Below are 18471 nucleotides of genomic sequence, written 5' to 3'. Positions count from 1 at the left end.
CGCGGTCTCAGCCCATGTCGACGAGGGCGCGGTAGAGCGGCTCGTACAGCTCGCGGACGAGCGACTTGTCGATCGGAGGGGGTTCCGGCGGAGCTTCGGCACCTTGAGCGACGATGCCGGGCTCGTCGAAGTAGGGGGCCAGCACGGCGCGCATGCTCGCCAGCAGGCTGGTGTCCGGGGTGTCGACAGCCTCGAATCCCGCCTCGCGGGGTGAGAAGGCGGCGTCCACGAAGGCCACCCTGGCAGGCACACCGCCACGTACGAGGCGGCCGATCACCTGCCACATCACGACCAGCTGGTCCCAGGTGAAGGCGACCTTCTCGTCGTCCCGGAGGCTGGACCAGGCCATTCGGCGGGTGAGGTACCGGTTCCACTGGCGGCGGGCGCGACTACGGAACCCGATGGCGGCCTGGTGCGGCGTGGCAGCCGCGAGCGTCGCCTGTGTGAAGACCCTTCCGGTGTCCCGGAGCTGGCGTACCGCCCAATCGTTGATCGACTGGATGGCGAGGGCGATGTCGTCGGGCCGCGGGTGGGGCCGGGCGAGGAAGTAGACGCTGCCGATCGCCGCCTTGCCCGTGCTCAGCACGATGTTGTGCCCTCGTTCCACCGCGAGCAGCGGCGCGATCAGGAGTTCGCCGCCGATCTTCGCGAAGGAGTGCACGTCACCTCGGGTGAGGGTGCGCACCGCGGGGTCCTCCGGCAGCCGGGCCCAGGCGGTGTCGGCGTCCGCGTCGTCCGAGACGAGCTGGACGACACGGCCGTTCCACTCAGGGATCCCGTTGAGGTACTCGGCCGCGCGCCGCGCCTCGTCGTAGCTGCCGACGAGGAGCAGGATGCGGCGTCGATCCTGGTCGGGGATCTCGTCCAGCTCGGTGTCGAGCATGCTGGACGCGCCGGGCAGGCTGCGGTCAGGAACCGCGAGCTGCCGGAGCATCTCGACGAGCGCCTGGGGCCGCTCCTTCGGGGGGCAGCCCGACAGCCGCAGGGGCCGCGGCCCTTCGCTGCCCGGCCAGTGGAGGAACTCCTTGCGGAACTCGGTGCCGAGGACGGCCTCGACCTCCTCGTCCCGCGGGCGAAGCACGGCTCCCACATCGGCGTGCAGGTGGTACCGGCTGGAAGTGCCGGCCCAGCTGGTCGCGGACATGAGCAGAACGTGGGGGGCGGGTCGACTGTCCACCCGACACAGGTCGCCCATTCGCATGAGGAGTTCGCGCCCCACACCGTTGCAGTGGAAGAAGCGCAGCTCACCGCTGCGGTCACCGTCGCGCTCCGAGTCCGTGAGGCGAAACTGGAAGCCGAGGACGTTGCCCATCGGTGATTCGGGGATGACCGCCTCGTAGTCCTTCGGAGGTCTGCGGGAGAGGACGTTCGACGCGTTCTCCAGGTGGAGTGCGGCCTCGACGCGCGGCCACAGGATGGTCATGAAGTCGAGTCGGCTGTGGAGCGCGGCGAGGAGCAGGGTGAACTCGAAGCGTCGGGCCTGTACGTCGATCCGGTCGAGGACTCCGGAGTCGTGGCCTACGACAGCAGTGAGGGTGGAGCGGAGCCGTTCCCGGGTGCGGGCGCCCTGGGGGGCGTGGAGCAGTTCGAGGGCCAGGTGGACGAAGGTGTTGACCAGGGGGGTCACCTGGTCGCCGTCACCAGTGCTCTCGTGCTCGTGCAGGGGGTCGTCCCGGAACCGCAGCAACGCCTCGTCCAGCAGCCGTGCCGCGGGCGGTGGTTGGTCGCCCGCGTCCCGTCCGGGGAACCAGCTGTCGATCAGCAGGTTGTGCAGGGTGAACGCGCTGAAGTAGTCGACGCTGATCCACTGCCGCAGCTCCCCGTCCTTGACCAGGAGCGAATAGAGCCGGTCGGTGGCGGCGCTCACGGTGTTGACGGCGTTCGTCCAGTCGTCGACGTCGCGTTCGGACAGCTGGAGCCGCCCGTCTCGGGCCATCTGCTGGAACTTGTGGACGGCGACCTCGTCGAACCATGAGTTCGGGTAGGTGCCGACGAGGGTGCTGGCCGGGGCGAACACGGTGTCGAGCTGCATCTGCACGCGGTCCGCCTCGTCGACGATGATCAGGTCGCTGAGTCGGCAGGCGAGTTCCAGGTAACGGATCTGCTCGTCGTGCTGGTGCTGGGGCACGGAGCTGTGCACCAGCCCGGCGGGGGTCGCAACCCAGACGCGGGCATCGACGAGGTCCCGGGCGCCGCGATGTCTCGGACAGCGGTTCCACAGCGGGCACAGCTTCCGCTGGGGCTTGGGGCGCGACCTTCGGCCGGCCGGGTTCTCCGCTTCGACCAGTGGATCGTCCGAGGTCTCTTCCTGGTCCACAGCGGGGTACAGCCCGAGGCATGGGGCTTCCCTGATGCCGAGGGGCCTGCGTGCCTCCATGCCGCGCAGCACGTCCACGGGGCAGGCACTGCTCAGGTATGCGAAGCCGGGGTGGTCGTGTCCCAGCATGGTGTCGGCGCCCGCCACCGCGGTGCGGCGGTGCAGGCGTCCGATGTTCCGCTCTCGCGTGGAGTGGCCGAGGATGGGTGCCGCCGCTACCCCGAGCCGCTTGAACAGCTCCACGACGGCCAGGGTTTCGGCGACGTCGCCGACGACCAGGGTGACACGGCGCGACGTCCGAGTGACCAGGTGGTAGGTGAGGATGTCGCGGAGGGTCGACTTGCCCGCACCGACCATGCCGACCAGGTGGAGCAGCTGGTCGATCCTGAGGCGCTCGCCCCGCGTGAACCGACCGAGGGCCTCGTCCCGGACGAGTAACCGGACACGGCTCAGTCGACCGCGCCATCCGCTTCGGGAGCCGCCGATGACCTCCTCCTTCGCGTCCATGGCTGCGGCCGCCGACTCGAGTTCTTCCCAGGTCACGTCCACGGGTTCCCCGCGCCCGGCGGGTGCCGCGTTGAGGGCGTGCGACCTGGGAAGGGCGCCGAGCAGCAGGTCGTCGGTGATCTCGACCGAGTGGAGCCGGTCCTGGGCCCGGAAGGTGTGCTCGCCCGACCCAGCGAGCGGAACACGGCGGGTCGCGAACTCGGGTCCTGTGGTGAGCAACTCTTCGAACACCTCGAAACGACGCGCTGCCCGGGCGGGTACGCGTCGACGCGGGACCGCGTCGACGCTTTCGAGGTCGTATCCGCGCAGCTGCTGCGGCACGCGTAGGTACGACTCCAGCGCCTCAGACCAAGCGTGTCCGCGTCTGAGGACCCACAGGTGGTGGCGGGCGCGCAGGATGCGCAGCCGCTGTTCGTCGGAGCGGACGTCCCCGAGCGCTTCGCTGTGGGGGTATCCGCCGAGGAGGGGCCACACGTCGAGTGCGGCGCGCGTGGGCGCCACGCTCTGCAGCAGATAGAGGCCCAGTTCGACGTCGAGGAGATCGGCGACCCGGAACGCACCGAGGTCATCCGGCCATACATCGGTGAGCTGGCGGGAGCAACGACGGTGCCAGCTGCTGCGATCACGCATGGTGGTCTCCTTGGCGGCGAGGGGATCCGGCGGCTTCCGTCCGGTCGGCGATCTGCTCGGCCACGAGACGCAGGAAGGTCCGGTCGTCGAGCAGGGTGATGTTCCCTGCCAGGTCTTCGGGAAGATTTCGGCGGAACTGTCGTCCGTACGCCTCGTTCTCGCGGAATCGATAGCGGGGCACGACCAGGAATGCTCGGTCGAAGGGCGGGTCGGCCCGGAAGCGGGTGAGTGTGCGTGCGAGCAATACCGGGTTCACCCGGTCCTTGACGTCCACGGCCCAGTACCGGCCTCCCGGCAGCGGGACGCGCAAGTCGTACGCGTCAAACTGGGGCCACATCTCGGCATCGATGCCGAAGCGTCTCTTGAGGGTTGACCCGATGTCGTTCTCTGCCAGGCCCGGACTGGTGACGAACATCCGCAGGGGGCGGCTGAGCTGGTGGAGCCCGCTGCGGTCGGGACGTACCGGAACGGGGACAGCCGCGGTGGCGTCACGGCGGCAGCGGTCCAGCTCGCAGCGGTGAGCTCCGCCGGGCAGTGGCACCATCAGGCAGCGGCAGCGTCCGCACTGCTGGTACCCGCCGTCGCGTCGATAGGTCGCAGGGACGGGTTCGTAGCACTGTCTGATGACGTGGTGGAGCAGGAGTCCACACTCCGGGTCCCCGCCGAGCAGGGCGAGCTCCGCGCCGGTGAGTACGGGCCGGGTGGTCAGCAGGAACCGGAAGGCGGTGTACGCCGCAGGATCGCCTGCTGCCCGGCATACGGTGAGTGCCTCCAGCATGCGCTGGTTCTCAAAGATCTCTGCGGCGGGGTCCGCCGCATCCACCTCCCACTCGAGGCAGAGCTGGTGCGGCAGTCTCGTCTGGGGATCCACGAGCGTGCCGGCGGCCCCACGGGCTTCGGGAGGCAGGTCCAGCGGCCAGCCCGTCAGCGGTCGTTCGCAGGCCCAGCGCACCATCTCGGGAATGCTGCCCGGCGGTTCGACTCCGTGTCGCAGGCAGTGCAGGACGAGTCGGTTGTAGGCGTTCTGTACCTGGGCCGGATAGATCGGGTGGGGCACGCCGCGCTGCCGGGACAGACGGACCAGCGCACTGGCGATCTCCCGGAGCAGGGGTTCGTCCGAGCCCGCGGACGGTCGGGAGACCAGGCCGGATCGGGCTGCCCCGGAGTTCGGTGGGGTCTGGGTGATCATGCCTTCTCCTCCGCGTCGGCAGGGGCTTGGGCGCTCGGGCACCACCGCGAGACCGGGCACTGGTGGCAGTGCCCGCCCGGCCGTGCCTCCCACGCACGGTCCTCGCGCCAGGGGCCGGCGTACCGTCGGAGCACCGCTCGCGCCTTGGCCAGGCGCTCCGCGTCCATCGGGTCGATGACGTGAGGGTCGGATCCATCGGGACGGAGGACCTCCAGTTCCACCCTCGATCCGGAGGGGTCACCGCCCAGCTCCCCCTGGGCAAGCAGGACGACGGCCAGGGCGAGCTGCGGATACGCGTCCAACGGATCCTTGCCGATGCGGGCAGGAGTGCGGGTGGTCTTGAGCTCCCGCCATACCCAGGAACCGTCCTCCCTGTAGAGCAGGTCGGGTTTGGCCACGACCAGCGCCTGGGCCGCCGTGTCGTGAAACACCCGGGTCGGTTCGCATTCGACCCGCTCGATGGCCTCGGGGAGCTGGAAGGGGCACGAGTCCACATGCTGCAGGAGCATGGCGCGGCCCGTCTCCGCCTCCTCGTCCGGGACCCTCCACCGGCCGGCGGTCCAGTTCTCCCCCGGCGGGGGCATGTCGCCGCGCGTGCAGGGAATGGGGCCGGTGCGGCGGTGGAGCGTCTCGACCCAACCGTGCACGGCCTGGCCGAGCTTGGCCGCGTCGCTGTACTCGCCTGTTTTCGGCAGGTGCAGGGAGCGCAGCAGGGACTGCGCAGGGCAGGCGGCGTGGTACCTGAGGTCGCTGATGGACACCTTCCGCAGCGGTAACCGGCGGGAGGGCAGCGCCAGTACCCCCGGAGACCGGGGCACCGCCTCACACCCGGTGAACTGCTTGCAGTCGAAGCAGGCCGCCCCGGGGCGCTCCGGACCGCCCCTGACCACATTCCTCACGTGGGGGCCGCCGTGCGCCTCGTAGTACGCCTTGGCCTCCTCCGCAGTTCCGTCGAACTGAACGGTCCGCGATCCGTCGCCTAGGCCGATCTCGATGATCCTGACTCTCGCGACGGGCCCGGGAGAGCCGTGGATCACGAACTCCTGGTTCCAGCGGCGCGGCCACGCCGCGTCGGCTCCGAACGCCGCGGTGTACGCGGCGACCGCGATCTCACCCCGGCTCGACGCACGGGCGTCCCCGTGTCTCAGCCGCCGGTACTCGCGCACCGTGCCGTCGGCCGACTGGTAGCGGCGCCACCATGCGTAGAGCTCCCAGCGCCGACCATTGTCCTTGCGCACCGCCCAGTGCGGCTGGACGGGCACGAAGGCGTCCGGCCCCTGGCTCGTGTACTGCCGCACCGCGTGCTCCACGTAGGTCCGGTGCCCCTCGTGCAGAGCAGGCCGGTGGCCGGACAGGGCTCCGAGCGCCTCGTCCACCGTGGCGCCGCCGAACTCGATCCGGTCCAGTGCCGCGCACACGGGACCGAGCGTGAAGGTCTCGTGCTCTTCCCGGGGAAGCTGCGACGGCACCCGCGCCCGAAGTCCTGGCCGGGCCTTCGCCGCGTCGCGGGCCGGGCAGACGTGCGGCTCGTCCGCTCCCCCTCCTGTGCCCGGCCCGATCCGGACCGGCCCCTCGTCCCCCGTCATCCACTGCGGCACACGCCACGGCACGTCGCACGTCATGTCGTTCCCCCTCCCGGCCGAAGCACGGAGTTAGGCCGGCCGTCGGAACCCCGAGGCCGTGCCGCCGAGCGTAGCGCACAACTTTGGAACTCTTTGGAGAACCTTGGAAATCAAAGGGATCGGCGATACAGTGCGCCCATGACCGCATCGCTGGAGGAGCTCGAGGAACGCCTGTCGCGCCTGCGCGCCCTCCTGCGAGAGGCTCGACGCGCCCGCGACAACGCGGCCACCACCCGCATCCGCGCCGAACTGCGCGAGGCGGAGGCCGCGTGGGAGCGAGCCCTCGACGCCGAGGAGACGGAGGGGGCCGCGCCACCTGCCGCGGCTCCTTACTCACCCGCCGGGACCCCGGCACCTGCCACCACCGCCGGGACCGCATCCTCGTTCCGGCTCCAGGCCCACGGGAAGCAGTCCACCCACGGCGCCGTCCCGGTCCGCGAGCAGGTGCACCAGGCGCTCACCCTGCTCGGCGCTCCCGCGTCGCCCAAGCTGATCTCATCCGTATATCAGGCCTTCTTCACCGAGCCGCTGGTCGCGACGAAACTCGCCTCCCTCCGCCGGGACGAGGAAAGGTCCTTCACCGCACAGGGCTACGCCCGCCCCTACTACATCTGTGCCGCCCTCACCCACGACCGGCTCACGCCCGCCCGCGGTCTCCTCGCCGTATCCGTCTGGCCCCTGGAGCAGCGCATCGTCGGCCCGCTGAGCCCGCGTGCCGACTTCCTTGTCCACGCCATCGGCACCGCCGAGCAGATCCTGCGACTCGACGTCGCCGGACACGCACCCTCCGGCGCTGCCCGCCAACTGCTGCGCCGTTTCGCGCTCAACATCCCCGGCGCGTACGACGACGAGGAAATCGACCCCGAACGCGTGATCTCCGCAGCACGCACGGAGGCCGCAGTGCACCAGGAGGCGGACGACTCCCTGCGTCGCACGGCCGCCGACCGCGCACGCGGCCAACTCACAGACGTGCAGCAACTCTTCGGGGCCCCGCCCCTGCACGATGCCCTGCGTGGTTCAGTCGGCTTCACCACCTGACCGACTACCGGATTCCTCCGGTGCCGCCACAGAATTCCGCGTAAGAAGAGAAGATGCCTCCGCAGCACCCCTCTGCCCCCTCTCCGGGAAGGCTCGCCGCCCTGCGCGGACCGCGTCCCCCGCAGGAGTACACGGCACGCAAGATCACCGCCCTCACGGCCAACCCGGCCTGCTCCCGCCGCGCCGTACTAGACGCAGCGGGCGTGGACAAGGCGTTGCTCGCCCAGCGCCTGGGCCATGAGCCGCGTTTCGGCCAGTCCCCCTTCGCGATCCGACGCGAGCAGAGCTTCGAGGCCCTGGTCAAATGGGGCGGCTACGCGGAGCTCATCCGCCTGCTCCGGGAGCAACTCGACGTCCCCGTCGAGGAAGCCGCGGTAGCCGATCTGACCGAGGTGGGCGGCGACGCTTCGCTCGCGGTGCGGGCGGGCGAGAGTCGGCGGCTTCTGAACCGCCTGGCGGCCGGCGCCGACGAGCGGCTGATCCTGGACCGCCCCGTCCTGACCCTGGAGGTCGCCGGTCAGACCGCCCACGTGATACCGCAAGCCCTCAGCCACCGCACCGGCGGACAGTTCTACGTGGTGGAGATCCGCTCCTTCCCGGCCATCGACGGCCAGGCGAACCCCTCGGCGGTCGCCCAGACCACGAAACAGGCGGCGGTCAGCGTCCTCGCCCTGCGGCAGACCTTCACCGAACTCGGCCTCGATCCCAAGGCGATCGCCCACAAATTCCTTCTCATCTGCCCGAAGGACTTCTCCAACCGGCCCTACGGGAAGCTGATCGACCTCCGCCAGGAACTCGACGCCCTGCGGTTCCAGTTATCGCGTCTGCGCCGGGCCGAAGACCTGGCCCACGCCCTCTCTCCCGACGCGACGCTCGACGCCGAACGGCCGAAGGCCGAGATCGACGCCACGATGCGGGAGCTGGACGCCAGCTTCACCCCCGACTGCCTCTCGTTCTGCGAGATGTCCCGCTACTGCCGGGACGAGGCCACTGGCTGCGCCTCCCCGGCCCGGCTGGGTGGAGTGGTACGCAACAGTCTTCCCGGCATCGACTCCACCCGGACCGCCCTCCGCCACCTCGACGGCACCAGCGCCCCGGGCCCCGCCGAGGAGGCGGTCATCATCCGGCTGCGGGCCGCCGAACGACTCCGTCGACTGCGTGGAGGTGCGACCGCGTGAGCGTCATCGCCACGGTGGCCGCCCTGCGGGCATCCACGTCGGAATACGCCGAGCGGCTGACGACCGTGCGCCACGAGCATGTGGACGACACCCCGTTCGTCCTCATCCCGCTCACCCTCGCCGGCGAGGCCTGCGCGCCACTCGCAGCTCTCGCCGGGACGGATCCCGACCACCCGGTGCTTCTGACGGTTCGCCGCCCCCACGACCGAACCGAGCGCTTCGGCTTCGTCGAGAGCCTCGCGGACCTCCTCCTGCCCTACTTCGAGGAATGCCGCGCCGCGCCGAAAGAGCCGTACACGGTCGGGTGCGGCAAGGACAAGGAGGAGCGGGAGCGACCCCTGCGCGCACCCCAGCTCCTCGTCCCGAACGCTGGGGGGATCACGTACGTCCGGCTGCTGGGCCGTCTGACCCGGCTGCGCGCGACAGACGGTCCGCATGCCGTCTCCCCATCCGTACCCCTGCTCGGAAAGTGGCTGACCTGGTTCGCCGACCGGGCCGAGTTCCCGGATTCCGCCCTGCTCCAGGCCATGACGCGGTCCCTCTCTGCCCACTGGGCCACCGGGCAGAGCCCCACCGAGAACGCGAACCTGGCGTCCCTGCTCGGCTGGATCGATCCCCCCGCCGGACGCACCGGGGCCGAGACCGCCCGGGAGCGCGAAGACCCCGCGGCGTGGCCGCCCGCCGGGCCGGCGACCGACCCGGTCTTCGACCGCACGCTCGACGAACTGATCACGAAGTACGACGGCGCAACCGGAGAGCGGGCGCGGGACGCCGCCGCTCGCACCATCGACCGCGAGCTGCACGCCCAGATGCTGCCGACCTGGCAGTTGATGTGGCACGGCGTCCGCCTGTTGCGCGACCTTCCCGCCGGGGGCCACGTCGCCGAACGGCGGGCATACGAACGGCGTCTGTTCGGCGAGTACGCGACCTATCTGGACGACGACGGGCGCCCGCAGGCCCGCCGCGACCACGCGGTGGGGGCGGCCCGCCGCCTCGCCCGTATGGAGGAGGCCCAGGAGCGGTACGACGCCGAGCGCGCGTATGACGATCCGCTGGTCATGGCGGAGTACGAACTGACGGGCGAGGCGTTCACGGGCGTGGTCACGGCCCGGGAGGAAGAGCGCACCATCCCCGGGGCGCGGCCCGGATCCCCGCTGTGGCGCCCGACGATCACCGTGCACTGCGAAATTCACGTGTCCATGGCAGTGGGGACGGCGGTCAAGTCCCCGGCAAGACCGAGGCAGAAAGCCGAGATCCTAGACATCGCCCCCGACGGAGCCGGGTCCGTCGTGCTGATCCAGCTGAACGGCGGCTTCGGCAACAAGCGCAAGCCGCCCGCGCCTGAGGGGACCATGGCCGACCTCGGCGAGACGATCACCTTCACGTCGATCGATCCCAAGAACATGCCGTCCTCGCTCCCGGCTGAGGAGGACACCCCCTGGACCCACGGCGGTCCGCCACAGCCGTACGAACCCACCGACGAGGACGCGGAAGAGGTCTGGGAATGACAGCCACTCCGGAACCCGACGGCGGCACGTCACCCGGCGCCCTCGCCGACCGGGCGGTCGCCGACGTGCTGTCCGGCCTGGACTCGGCCACCGGACGCGGCATCGTGGTGGACTCTCCACCGGGCGCGGGAAAGTCCACGCTGGTCAAGCGCGCCACCGGCCACCTGACATCGGCCGGCCATCAGGTGATGATCGTCGCGCAGACCAACGAACAGGTCGACGACCTGGTCGACAACATCGCCCGGGAATACCCGGACCTCCCCGTCGGCCGCCTCCACAAGAAGGACTTCGTCCTGCCCGAACGGGTGCGCCGGCACGCCAACGTGCGGGGCAGCAACGAGGCACCCGCCCTCCGCGAGCTGCCGGTCGTCGTCTCCACTGCCAAGAAGTGGTCGCACGTCCCCCGCGAGAAGTGCGCGCCATGGCGCTGGGCCATCGTGGACGAGGCCTACCAGATGCGGTCGGACGCGCTGCTGGCGACGGCACCACTGTTCTCCGAAAAGGACTCACAAGTCCTCTTCGTCGGCGATCCCGGGCAGCTGGACCCCTTCGCCACAGTGGACACCGACCGCTGGCAGGGACTGACCTGGGACCCGCTGCGCAACGCCGTCGACGTGGCGCTGGCGCACAACTCCGACCTGCTGCGACACGAGCTCCCGGTCTCCTGGAGGCTGCCAGAGATGGCAGCCCCTCTCGTGCAGAAGGCGTTCTATCCCTTCTACTCCTTCATCTCCGGTACCAAGGCGGCTGACCGCGTCCTCACCTATGGCACCGCACCTCACCGTGCAACACCGTCGGACGCCGTCCTCGCCTGCGCGGCCGGGTCGGGCTGGGGTCTGCTGGAGCTTCCTGCTCGGCACACTCTCGACGATGACCCCGAGGTGGCCGAAGCACTGGCAGAAACGGCGGCCCGGTTGCTGGAGCGAGGGGCGCTGGTGAACGGAGAGCCGCTCACCGAGTCCCGCATCGCGATCGGAGCCGCCCGCACGATCCAGGCGGACTCGGTACGGTCGCGACTGGAGAAGCGGGGTCTCACGGGCATCACCGTGGACACCGCCAACCGTCTCCAGGGCCGCGAGTTCGACGTCACACTGGTCTGGCACCCGCTCTCCGGCCGTCAGGATGCCTCCGCTTTCCATCTGGAGACGGGTCGCCTGTGCGTCCTGCTCTCCCGCCACCGCTTCGCCTGCATCGTCGTGGCCCGCGCCGGCATCACCGACCTCCTGGACCGGCATCCCCGCAGTAGCCCGGTCTACCTCGACGTACCACCGAAGTTCCCGGACGGGTGGCGGGCGCACCACGTGGTCATGGACTACCTGGAGAATCAAGCTCGTCCATAGCTGTAGGCCGCCCTTCAGCTCGCCCTGTACGTAGGGCGCAGCGCGCATCCGACGCACGCCAGTGGACAGGACGAGTTGTCTACGCCGCAAAGGTCAGCGGGACGTCCAAACGCTCCCAAGCTGCCAGCACTGCCTTGTGCGCGTCCGGCTGCAGGTGGGCGTAGCGCTGGGTGGTCTGGAAGCTCTCGTGGCCGAGGAGGTGCTGGACCTCGTAGAGCGAGACTCCCTTCTGGACGAGCCACGAAGCGCAGGTGTGGCGCATGGAGTGGGGCGGATAGTGCGGAACGGGGAGCTGCTCCCCGTCGGTGCCGAAGTAGTGGGCATTCTCAATGGCAGGCCACCAGGTCTGGCGGCGCCAATTGCCGTCGTCGAGGCGACGGCCAGCGCGGCCCTTGGTGACGGTGGTGAAGACCAGGGCGTCACGGTCGAGCGGGTGGATGTGCCGTTCGAGCGCGTCCAGGACGTGCAGCGGAAGCGGGACCTCCCGGCGGCTCCTCGAACTCTTGGGGTACTCCTTGATGCCGCTCTTGGTGTTGACCTCCACCACGAACAAGCGGGAACGGCGCTGGTCGATCCGATGGCGATGCAGGCCGGTGAGTTCGCCCCAGCGCAGACCCGTGTAGAAGCCGAGCAGGCACATGGTGCGCCATGGGGCCGGGAGCTCGTCGACGATGCTCTGCGCCTGATCGAGGGTGAACCATTGCGGAGGCCTGATCGCGATCTGCGGCAGGTCGATGTTCCGGCAGGGGCTGACCGCGATGACATCGTCGTCGACGGCCGCACGCATGATGGACGACAGCAGGTTGTACGCCCTCTTGATCGCCGAGGCACCGACCCCCTTCTCGGCCAATCCGCGGATCCAGCTCTGGACGTCCATGCGGGTGATGGCCCGCATCTCCCAGTCGGCCCAGTGGGGCAGCACGTGGTTCTTGATGCTGGAGGCGTCCCCGCGCAGCGTATGGAGCTCGGCAAATGGCAGGCAACCGTCCGCAACCGGGTTGGAGACCGGTTCAGCGAGTCGTTTCCCCTCAAGGCGCAGGCCCGCGCCTGGGGTACCGATATGGAGACCCAGTTCGCCCGCGGAAGCATGCGGGACCCCCGGGCGGGCGAGATGGCGTGCCCTGCGCACGGCCCTCGGCGACCGCGTCGCCTCCCGCCTGGCCCAGATGACCGAGCGCGTCACCCTCGACGGCCCCGACCGCCGCCGCACCAGACCTGTGGGCTGACCGCCGCCACTCGCCCCACATCTCGTACAACCTCCGGAGCCCGTGCCCTTGCCCTCCCCTGCCCTGATACGCCCCGCCTCCGAACGATGGGGCCGCCCCCTCCTCGTGGGGATCATCCTGATCGCCGCCGCCGGCTTTGTCCTCTCGTACGACGCCCTGCGGCAGATGGCCGTCGCCGCCCACATCAGCGGACCGCTGACCTACCTCTTCCCCCTCGTCATCGACGGTTTCATCGCCCTCGGCGTCACCGCCCTGCTCATCCTGCGCACCGCCCCGCTCCGCTCCCGCCTGTACGTGGGGACGCTCGTCACCCTGGCGACCGGCACGAGCATCTGGGCCAACGCCCTGCACGCCATCCGCCTCAACGAGCAGGCCCGCCTCCACCTCAACAACGCCACCGTCGGCGCCCTGTCCGCCACCGCACCGCTCGCCCTCGCCGGCGCCGTCCACCTCTACCTCGTCATCAACCGCCACCTCACCGCCAGCAAGCCGGCGGCCGCCGAACCGCCAACCGCCACGGCGCCCAGCAGTGAACCGCCAACGTCGACCGCCAAGCACGCCGCCAACGCCACGCTCGCCGGCCATGCCGAGTCCGCCGCCACCACCACAACCGCCAAGCCCGCGCCGAAACCGCCAACTCCGCCAACGGCGGCCACACAGGCCGTGCCCGCCACACCCGCCACACCCATCACCCCTGCCACACGTGCCGCACCCGCCAAGGCGCCTCTTCCCGCCACCGCGCAGTCGGGGAGGGCGGCGCCGAGCTCCGGCGGTCGCAAGCCGAAGGCCACGGAGGCGTACCTCCTGGAGCTCGCGCGCCAGATCCACAGCGAGACCGGCCACGTCTCCCGCACTCCCGAAGAGAACGCAGCCCGCGCGCAGGGCTACACCGTCGACCGGATCTGGGCCAAGAAGGCCGCCGACGCGGTCCTGGAGGAGGCGGCCGTCACCAAGGACCTGGCATCCACGGCCTGACGAACCCGCCGCTCCTCACCCGCCAGAACGCCCGCACCCAGCACTCACTCCAAGGGAACCCCTGATGCACGACAGCCACGCCGAAGCTCTCACCATCCAGCCGCAGGTGGAGACGGACCCTGCCCCGGGCGGAGCAAGTTGGAGGTTCGGACACTCCCCCGTCGGGGGCGCGTCCGAACCGGTGCCCGCCCCGGGGGTGGCGGGCGCCCTCCCGCGCCAGGGGGCGCGGGAGGGAGGGGCTGCGGCCGGGGGCGGACCGCCGCCGGTGCGGCATCGCCGGGGCAAGCCCCGCGTACGCGCCCGTACGCAGCGTCGCGCGCACAGCGTCCGCCTCAGCGACGCCGAGCACGCGACCGTCGCCGCCGGCGCCGAAGCGGTCGGCATGAGCATCGCCGGCTTCCTCGCCCACAGCGGACTCGCCGCCGCCCGCGACCTCGACCGCACCGCAGCCGCCATCGCCACCCGCCAAGACGCCCTGACCGCCCTGTTCGCACTCCGGCGCCAGCTCGGGCAGGCGAACAACAACCTCAACCAGGCCGCCCGCGCACTCAACAGCGGCACCTACCCCGACGGCCTGGAAGACACCCTCGCCGCCGTCCGCCACGCCGCCGACGCCGTCCGCAACGTCACGTCCCGCCTCACAGGCCCGCTCTCCGAAGGCACCGCCGCTTGATCCCCCGCATCCACCAGCAGGGCCGCAACACCGCCCGCCTGCTCGCCTACCTCTACGGCCCCGGCCGCCGCGAGGAACACACCGACCCCCACCACGTCGCCTCCTTCGACGGTCTCGCCCCCGACCCCGGCCGCGACCCGAGTACCACCCTCGCCGACCTCGCCCAGCTCCTGGACGAACCCCTGCACCTCCTCCCCGACGACACCCGCCCCACCACCCATGTGTGGCACGCCTCCGTCCGGGCTGCCCCTGGCGACCGCGCCCTCACCGACACCGAGTGGGCGGACATCGCCCGCCGCGTCATCGCCGCCACCGGCATCGACCCCGGCGACGGCGCGGGCTGCCGCTGGGCCGCCGTCCGCCACGCCGACGACCACATCCACCTCATCGCCACCCTCGTCCGCGAAGACGGCCGCCGCCCCGACCACCACCGCTCCGCCAAGCGCGCCCAGACCGAATGCCGCCAGATCGAAGTCGACTACGACCTCCACCGCGTGGCGGCCGGGGACGGCACCGCCGCCAAACGGCCCACGAGCGCCGAACGACACAAGGCCGAACGCCGGGGCCGACAGCGCACTCCTCGCGAGGAGCTGCGTGAGACGGTGCGCCGCTCGGCGGCCGGTTCGGCGGGCGAGGAGGAGTTCTTCGACCGCCTCGCCGCGGGCGGGCTGCTCGTCCGACGCCGCATCGCCCCCTCCGGCGACACCCTCGGCTACACCGTCGCTCTTCCCGGCGACCGCAACGGCAACGGCGAACCGGTCTTCTACTCCGGCTCCAAGCTGGCCCCTGACCTCTCCCTGCCCCGCATCCGTGAGCGCTGGACCCAGGGCCCAGGCGATACCGGCCCGCAGTCGCCCCCACCGGTGACGGGGCCCGCGTCCGCCCGCCGGCGCGCCACCGGCGCCGCCTGGCAGGCCCTGCTCGTCATCGACCACGGCGACGACGGAATGGTCGCCGCGCAGATCGCCGCCACCGGGGAGGTCCTCGACGCCCTCGCCAAATCCTCCGCCGCTCATACTCGCGACGAACTCCGCGCCGCAGCAACCGCGTTCGAGCGCGCATCCCGCTCCCACATCCGAGCCGTACGCGGGCACGACCACGCCCTTCGCCAGGCCGCCCGCAACCTCGTCCACGGCGGCCCGGCCCTCGGCCGGGGCGAGGACGGTGCCACCACGGATCTTCCGACTCCTCGCCAGGGGCGACGTCGAGGAGTACCGGGCCCTCGTCCATGCTGGCCGCCACGCCCGCCCCCACCTCAGCTACGGCAAGGACTGGGGCGGCCCGGTCTCCGTCCACGCCGACGGCTCGGTCCTCGCCCTGCGACTGCTGCCCGGGCAGGACGAGGAGCCGCGTCCGGGCTCCGCCCACTGACGAAAGATCCGCCCGGTCCTCTCCGACCGACGACAGGCGCGCGGGCCTCGATCCGGATCACCGTCCGAAAAAACCTGCGCCCCTGCCGTCCAAGAGCTCCAGCGCCTCCTCCCACCGAAAACGCTCCGCTCCCCCGCCCGCCTTCGGCTGGTGCGGCTCGTACGACCCGACCATCACGCCCATCTCCCGCAGCTGGTCCAGGCTCCGGTCGTACGCCGGGTGTGCGGCCATGGCCGCGTTGACGTACGGCAGGACGACCGTCGGGATACCCATCCCGTACGCCTCGCACATGATGCCCAGCGCGAGAGTGTCGGCGATGCCGGCGGCCCACTTGTTGATCGTGTTGAACGTGGCGGGCGCGACCGCGATGGCGTCGGCGGGCGGGAGGGGGCGCGGGTCGCCAGGGCTACGCCAGGCCGAGCGGATCGGGTAGCCGGTCTGGGACTCGATCGCCTTGGTGTCGAGGAAGCCGAGGCCCTGGGGTGTGGCTATGACGCCGACGCCCCAGCCCTGCTCCTGCGCGGCGGTGATCAGCTTGTGCGCGTCGCCCGCGATGCCGGCGGCGCAGACGACGACATACAGGAACGGCTTCTTCGGCCGGTCGTTCATAGCTTTGCCCCCCTCGTCGACGCGCTCCCCTGCGGTCACGATTCAGACCCTAGCCGTCGGCATCCGCGGACGGGGCCGGGTCGGAGAAGCCGCCTGCCACCTGCACGAAGGGCACGGTGTCTGAGTACAAGCGTCGGCTGGACCACTGATGCCGGTGCCGCGCGGTGATCCTTGTGCACCCGGTGCTCAGCTCACGTATCGTCGCCAAGGTGACCAACGCGCATATGGCGAGCAGGCACCGCATTCCCTCCCATGATCTCGCGGAACTGATCAAGGACTTCGACCTCGGGGACGTCGTCGACTGGCGTCATCTGGCTGATGGCCTCATGAACATGAACTGGCAGCTGAACACGTCGCGAGGGACCTTCGCTCTGAAGCGGGTCACGGATGTACCGCTCGACAGGTTGCGCCGCAATTTTGCCGTGTTGCCGGCCCTGGCCGAGGCCGGCATTCCAGTGATCGTCCCTGTGGTCGGCTCGTCGGGTGGGGTCGTGGTCGAGGTCGGCGGGAGCGGGTACTGCCTGTTCCCCTGGGCGCAAGGGGCGCACATTCGTGGCGTGGACCTCCCCCTCGCTCAGGTGCGACGGCTCGGCGCAGTCCTCGCCAAGCTCCACCTGGCGCTCGGGCACGCCGCCGAAACCGGGGTCCTCCCCGCTGTTCCCGACAGTCTCACCGCGGACGTTGTCACGCCGGAAAGGGCGTCGGAGAAGGCCGACCGGCTCGCCACTGCTGCGCGGGCCCACGGTTCGGGCGACTCCTTCGACGCGGCGGCGCTCGACGCCCTCGCCAAGCGTCGGGTGCTGCTCGCCAAGTACGCGGCCCTGCGCCCTGAGGGAGACGTTCCCGCAGGGCCGTACGGCTGGACGCACGGCGACTTCCAGTACCGGAACCTCCTCTGGGCCGACGGCGATCTGACGGCCGTCCTGGACTGGGACCGGCTGGGCGTCCGCCCGTACCCCGAGGAGATCGTCCGCACGGCGCAGGTGCAGTTCGGGGTGGAAGGCGTCTTCGACCTGGAGCGAGTGGCGGCCTTCGTGAGCGGCTACCGGTCGGTGGTCCCGTTGGAGCCGGCCACGCTGCTCGACGCCGGACGCCGTTTGTGGTGGAAGCGGATGACGGACTTCTGGCAGCTCGAGTTCCACTACGACTGGGGTGACCGCTCCTGCGACGACCTGTTCATCGCCGACGAGGCGCTCCTCCACTGGTGGACGGAGCGGCTCGACGAGGTGGAACGGGCGTTCGGCGGCGCTCTCTAGATCCCCAGTTCCCGGAGCTCTGGGAGGCACGAGCGGGTGAAACGTGCCGCTCTGGTCCGTGCCCGCCCCCCCAGCGCTTCGCGGTCCACGTCTCGGATTGCTCGCGCCCACGCCTCGGGGCCGGCGGTGGCGTGTAGGACGATCCCGGTGTCGCCGATGGCTTCGGGGATCCCGCCCCGGTGGGTACCGATGGTCGGGACGCCGTGGAGGGCGGCCTCGACGATCACGCGGGGAAAGGCGTCTTCCACGATGGACGGGGCCAGCAGAAGGCGGTGGCTACGGTACAGCGGCTCCATGTCGTAAACACGGGGCACATACGTGACGTTCGGATAGGCCGCGAAGTCGGCAGACGTGTCCCACCAGCCCTCGACCAGGGTGAAGGGTTGCTCCGGCATGAGGCGGATGAGCTGGTGCAGCAGCTCGGCGCCCTTGGCGGGGATGGGGTTGACCATCAGTACGGCTGGGGTGCGCTCCGTGTCCGTAGCCGGTCGTGGGCGGGCGAACGGCGGGTACACCACGTCGATGCGGGTGCGGGGCGTGCGGGGTGCCCGGTCGCGGACGAACTTCGATACGGCAAGTCCGTAGTGGGGGCGGCCGGTGAGCACGCCCAGGCCGGTGGCGGAGACGGAGTGGAGCAGGCCGGCGACGAGGGTGGTCGGCTTCGCCAGTTCGGCCAGCCTCGCTGATCCTTCCTGGGCGGTGAACACGACGTCGGGGCGGAGTTCCCCCAGGAGGCTGCCCAGTTCTTGCTCCACGTTGTTCTGCGTCAGCGCCACGCACTCGACCCCGTCCCACCAGTAGCGCAGGGTGCCGTTCGCTTCGTCGTACGGGACGCGATGCCTGTGGAGATGGGCGCGCATGTCGGGGAGCTGGGTGGCTCCGTCCCACGGCGCCTCGTGTGAGCCGAGGTAGGTGACGCGCCAGCCGGCGACGGCGAGTTCTTCGGCGAGGAGTTGCTGGGTGACCTCGGCGCCTCCGATGAGGAAGGGGGGCGGGGTGCGACGCCAGGCGAAGAGGGCGGTGGGCACCGGC

The 18471-nt window shown here is 70.7% G+C and carries 14 protein-coding genes and 2 pseudogenes; 10 read left to right on the top strand and 6 right to left on the bottom strand.

The features are described from left to right. Positions 1 to 7 precede the first annotated feature (7 nt). Genes ACIA6C_RS31335 through ACIA6C_RS31325 form a run of 3 tightly spaced genes read right to left on the bottom strand, consistent with a single transcriptional unit; the run spans position 8 to position 6265 of the window. A complete protein-coding gene (locus ACIA6C_RS31335) occupies positions 8 to 3454 on the bottom strand; it encodes a signal recognition particle (protein ID WP_399280967.1) in 3447 nt (1148 codons plus the stop codon). Next, positions 3447 to 4643 (bottom strand): hypothetical protein, encoded by a 1197-nt coding sequence (locus ACIA6C_RS31330; RefSeq protein WP_399280966.1) that lies wholly within the window; start codon positions 4641 to 4643, stop codon positions 3447 to 3449. Before ACIA6C_RS31330 ends, ACIA6C_RS31335 begins: the two co-directional genes overlap by 8 nt. Next, complete coding sequence (locus ACIA6C_RS31325; protein WP_399280964.1) at positions 4640 to 6265, bottom strand: PD-(D/E)XK nuclease family protein; 1626 nt, start codon at positions 6263 to 6265, stop codon at positions 4640 to 4642. The genes ACIA6C_RS31330 and ACIA6C_RS31325 overlap by 4 nt, the downstream gene beginning before the upstream one ends. A 138-nt stretch (positions 6266 to 6403) precedes the next feature. Between ACIA6C_RS31325 and ACIA6C_RS31320 the strand changes: the two genes are divergently transcribed. The 4 genes from ACIA6C_RS31320 to ACIA6C_RS31305 are packed head-to-tail and all read left to right on the top strand — an operon-like array spanning position 6404 to position 11329. After that, positions 6404 to 7303, top strand: coding sequence for a hypothetical protein (locus ACIA6C_RS31320; RefSeq protein WP_399280962.1), 900 nt, complete (start codon positions 6404 to 6406; stop codon positions 7301 to 7303). 53 nt (positions 7304 to 7356) lie between these two features. After that, complete coding sequence (locus tag ACIA6C_RS31315; RefSeq protein ID WP_399280960.1) at positions 7357 to 8481, top strand: hypothetical protein; 1125 nt, start codon at positions 7357 to 7359, stop codon at positions 8479 to 8481. Further along, the gene (locus ACIA6C_RS31310; protein WP_399280958.1) at positions 8478 to 9989 is read left to right on the top strand and encodes a hypothetical protein; all 1512 of its coding nucleotides are present in this window, start codon (positions 8478 to 8480) and stop codon (positions 9987 to 9989) included. The genes ACIA6C_RS31315 and ACIA6C_RS31310 overlap by 4 nt, the downstream gene beginning before the upstream one ends. Further along, positions 9986 to 11329 carry an AAA family ATPase gene (locus ACIA6C_RS31305; RefSeq protein WP_399280956.1) on the top strand — a complete coding sequence of 448 codons (1344 nt, stop codon included), beginning with the start codon at positions 9986 to 9988 and terminating at the stop codon, positions 11327 to 11329. The genes ACIA6C_RS31310 and ACIA6C_RS31305 overlap by 4 nt, the downstream gene beginning before the upstream one ends. A gap of 79 nt (positions 11330 to 11408) precedes the next feature. Here ACIA6C_RS31305 and ACIA6C_RS31300 read toward each other — a convergent pair whose 3' ends face one another. Then, positions 11409 to 12251, bottom strand: coding sequence for a tyrosine-type recombinase/integrase (locus ACIA6C_RS31300; RefSeq protein WP_399280954.1), 843 nt, complete (start codon positions 12249 to 12251; stop codon positions 11409 to 11411). Between the two features lie 199 nt (positions 12252 to 12450). Here ACIA6C_RS31300 and ACIA6C_RS31295 point away from each other — a divergent pair. From ACIA6C_RS31295 to ACIA6C_RS31275, 5 genes and pseudogenes are all read left to right on the top strand, one after another. Beyond that, positions 12451 to 12555, top strand: a pseudogene (locus ACIA6C_RS31295) (ATP-binding protein); the annotation flags it as partial. Between the two features lie 105 nt (positions 12556 to 12660). Further along, positions 12661 to 13530 carry a DUF2637 domain-containing protein gene (locus ACIA6C_RS31290; RefSeq protein ID WP_399280952.1) on the top strand — a complete coding sequence of 290 codons (870 nt, stop codon included), beginning with the start codon at positions 12661 to 12663 and terminating at the stop codon, positions 13528 to 13530. Between the two features lie 64 nt (positions 13531 to 13594). Then, a complete protein-coding gene (locus tag ACIA6C_RS31285) occupies positions 13595 to 14203 on the top strand; it encodes a plasmid mobilization protein (protein ID WP_399280950.1) in 609 nt (202 codons plus the stop codon). Next, positions 14200 to 15378 (top strand): annotated as a pseudogene (locus ACIA6C_RS31280) (relaxase/mobilization nuclease domain-containing protein); the annotation flags it as partial. The gene ACIA6C_RS31285 and the pseudogene ACIA6C_RS31280, both read left to right, overlap by 4 nt. After that, on the top strand, positions 15368 to 15574 hold the full coding sequence (locus tag ACIA6C_RS31275; RefSeq protein ID WP_399281015.1) for a hypothetical protein: 207 nt from the start codon (positions 15368 to 15370) through the stop codon (positions 15572 to 15574). The pseudogene ACIA6C_RS31280 and the gene ACIA6C_RS31275, both read left to right, overlap by 11 nt. 57 nt (positions 15575 to 15631) lie before the next feature. On the opposite strand, the gene ACIA6C_RS31270 is transcribed toward ACIA6C_RS31275, so the two are convergent. Continuing rightward, a complete protein-coding gene (locus tag ACIA6C_RS31270) occupies positions 15632 to 16183 on the bottom strand; it encodes a flavoprotein (RefSeq protein WP_399281012.1) in 552 nt (183 codons plus the stop codon). A 224-nt stretch (positions 16184 to 16407) separates the two neighbouring features. On the opposite strand from ACIA6C_RS31270, the gene ACIA6C_RS31265 reads away from it, so the two are divergent. Beyond that, positions 16408 to 17439, top strand: coding sequence for a phosphotransferase (locus tag ACIA6C_RS31265; protein WP_399281010.1), 1032 nt, complete (start codon positions 16408 to 16410; stop codon positions 17437 to 17439). Here the strand turns inward: ACIA6C_RS31265 and ACIA6C_RS31260 are convergent. Further along, the gene (locus ACIA6C_RS31260; RefSeq protein ID WP_399280948.1) at positions 17436 to 18467 is read right to left on the bottom strand and encodes a glycosyltransferase; all 1032 of its coding nucleotides are present in this window, start codon (positions 18465 to 18467) and stop codon (positions 17436 to 17438) included. The genes ACIA6C_RS31265 and ACIA6C_RS31260 overlap by 4 nt on opposite strands. Between the last annotated feature and the right edge of the window lie 4 nt (positions 18468 to 18471).

The sequence above is a fragment of the Streptomyces sp. NPDC051578 genome, from assembly GCF_044454045.1.
Taxonomy (GTDB): Bacteria; Actinomycetota; Actinomycetes; order Streptomycetales; family Streptomycetaceae; genus Streptomyces.
This window is presented reverse-complemented; position numbering and strand designations above follow the sequence as displayed.